The 3,095-nt window shown below is 59.8% G+C and carries 1 protein-coding gene; it reads left to right on the top strand.

Annotated elements, in window-relative coordinates; genetic code table 11:
* The first annotated feature begins 106 nt into the window (after positions 1 to 106).
* Positions 107 to 3,076 carry a Tn3 family transposase gene (locus PX554_RS26455; protein ID WP_257558589.1) on the top strand — a complete coding sequence of 990 codons (2,970 nt, stop codon included), beginning with the start codon at positions 107 to 109 and terminating at the stop codon, positions 3,074 to 3,076.
* Positions 3,077 to 3,095: the final 19 nt, after the last annotated feature.

Genomic DNA, 3,095 nt, shown 5'->3' with positions numbered 1-3,095 from the left:
CGGAGATGTCTCTGAAACTCTGCAATAACCTTTTTGCATGCCTGCCCCATTGCGCGGGTCTAGCCTGACCGATTGGGGGGTCATTCCGACTCAGGCGGGGTACAACATGGCGCGGCGCAATTTACTGACGCGGGAAGAGCGCGAGCGGCTATTCCTACCAAGAACCGACCACTTCTCGATCATCAGGAACTACACGCTGACGGTCGAAGACCTGGATATCATCGGAAAGCGACGAGGCCCCGTTAATCGGCTCGGTATTGCTGCTCACCTTGCCTTACTGCGGCATCCTGGGTTTGGGCTGCGCACGAACTCGGACATCCCCGATGCTATACTCAACTACCTGTCTGCGCAGCTTGGCGTCGCTCCGGGCACATACGGTGCCTATGGCCAACGTCCGCAAACGCGAACCGACCACAGCTCAATTGCCGCTGATTACCTCGGTCTTAGGCCGTTCACACGCGCGGATGTTGCCCACGCTATTGAACTTGCAGCCCGTGCAGCCATGCGCAGTGACCGCGGAGAAACAATTGCCAGATCCTTGATGGATAACCTGAAGGCGGAGCGCTTTATTCTGCCCCCGCCCGACACCCTCGAGCGGGCCGGGCTTGCCGGGAGAGCACGCGCTCGTAAGCGCGCAGCATCGGAAATCGTCGCCGAACTGGGCGGCAGTACATTGGAGTTGCTCGACGCACTCCTGATCAATGACCCAGCCCTTGGTATGACGCCGCTGGCTTGGTTGCGGGATATGCCCGGATCTCCGTCAACCAAGAACATGAATGCGCTTCTCAAGCGGCTGCGGTTCATACGTGATCTCGGGATTGAACCGGCAATCAGCCTAGCAACCACGGGCTTCCGCTTTGGCCAATTCGTGCGCGAGGGCAGCGTCGCTCCGCCGTTTCTGTTGGCCGACTATTCCCACAATCGCCGCAGAGCGACGCTGGCAGCCGCGGTCGTCAATCTCGAGGTCAAGCTTGCAGATGCCGCAATCCTGATGTTCGAGCGCCTCATTGGCGGGCTGTTCACCCGAGCCAAGCGTGGCCAGGAACGCCGCTATCAGGACACAGCACCTTCGGTCGGCAAGCTCATGCGACTGTTTGGTGCAACGATCGCGGCGCTGGATATGGCAGAGGAAACTGGCGGCGATCCGCTGGTCCTGGTCGATGAGATGGTGGGCTGGCATCGCCTGATGGCAGCCCGTCCGCACGTCGATGCCTTGGCGGATCTCGCTCAGGAGGACACTCTGGTTCTTGCAACCGAGCGATACGCTACACTGCGCCGGTTCTCCCGCAACTTCCTCGACACATTCACGTTCAAGGCCTCGGGCAGCGGGACCAACCTGCTCTCCGCTCTCGATCTCCTCAAGCAGGCCAACGGCAGTTGGGGTACGCAGTTGCCAGCAAACCCGCCGATGCCCTTTTCCAATCGGCATTGGTCCAAATTGATAATGGAGGGAGGAAAGGTCAGCCGTCCGCGCTACGAGACGGCCGTGCTGGCGACACTTCGAGATAAACTGCGAGCGGGCGATGTCTGGGTCGAAGGAACGCGGGCTTACCAGCGTTTCGACGCCTATCTGCTCCCCCGCAAGGCCGCACAATCGGCAATCTCCGAACTGCTGATCAACGTGAATTCCGGAGAATATCTGGCTCATAAGAGCGCCGAACTTGATCGGCGATTGCGTCACTTCGCGCATCAGCTGCGGACCGGCCGCTTGCCTGGCGTGACGCTCGTTCGCGAAAAGCTGAAAGTCGTTCCGCTGCAAGCGGCGACTCCACCAGAAGCGGAAGCTCTTGACCGCAAACTCGATGCCCTACTCCCGCGCGTCCGAATTACCGAACTCCTGCTCGAAGTCGCTGAACGTACCGGATTTCTCTCTGCATTTCGGGATGTCCGCTCGGGCAAGGAGCACGATAAGCCCGCTGCCGTGCTCGCCGCCATTCTGGCGGATGGTACGAATCTCGGCGTCGAACGCATGGCCAACGCCAGCCAGGGCGTCACATATGCGCAGCTCGCCTGGACCCAGAACTGGTATATCTCGCCCGATAACTACGAGGCTGCTCTGGCCCAGATTGTGCGCGAACATCACCGCCTCCCGTTCGCGCGAAACTGGGGCGAAGGTGTCAGTGCATCATCCGACGGCCAGTTCTTCCGCACCGGCCGAATCCGATCGGGCGCAGCCGAGATCAACGCAAAATACGGTCACGAGCCAGGTATCAAAATTTACTCGCACCTTTCCGACCATTTTGCCTCGTTCAGTTCGCGCATCATGTCTGCCACCGCAAACGAAGCCCCATACGTGCTCGACGGCCTGATGCTAGGGGCCCGCGAATTGCCACTGAAGGAGCTGTATACCGATACCGGCGGTGCGTCGGATCACGTCTTTGGCCTGTGCCACCTGCTCGGGTTCCGTTTCGTCCCTCGAATGCGTGATCTTGCAGACCGGCGGCTCGGAACCATCGTATCCGGTGCAAACTACAAAGGCATCGAATGTCTGTTCGGCCAGGCGATCAAGGTCGGCACCATTGAGGCAGAGTGGGATGATCTCGTCCGAATGGCCGCCTCAATTCGGGAAGGAACTGTTGCTCCGTCTATCATCCTGCGCAAGCTTTCCGCCTATCGCCGGCAGAACAAGCTTGACCTTGCCCTTCGCGAACTTGGCCGCATCGAGCGGACGTTGTTCACGCTCGACTGGCTGGAACAGCCTGATTTGCGCCGCGCCTGCCAAGCCGGATTGAACAAGGGAGAGGCCCGGCACGCTCTGGCAGACGCCGTCTACACCAACCGCCAGGGCCGGTTCACCGATCGAACTCTTGAGAACCAGCAATACCGCGCATCTGGGCTCAACTTGCTCATCGCCGCCATTGCATACTGGAATGCCCTCTATCTCGGCCGGGCCGCCGATCACCTGCGGTACTCGGGAATTGAGATCGACGAAACACTGCTAGCGCACGTCTCACCTCTGGGTTGGTCGCATATCGGCCTCACAGGTGACTACCTTTGGGAAGATGCATCTTTCAGCGGCAACCGCGGGTACCGAGCACTCCACGACCCGAACGGCAGACTTCGGCTCGTCGCCTAGGATGTTCTCAGTATTTCCA

Source organism: Sphingomonas pollutisoli, assembly GCF_029167165.1.
In the GTDB taxonomy this organism is placed as follows: domain Bacteria; phylum Pseudomonadota; class Alphaproteobacteria; order Sphingomonadales; family Sphingomonadaceae; genus Sphingomonas; species Sphingomonas pollutisoli.
Note: the sequence above shows the minus strand (reverse complement) of the source record. Positions and strands in the feature narration are given on the sequence as shown.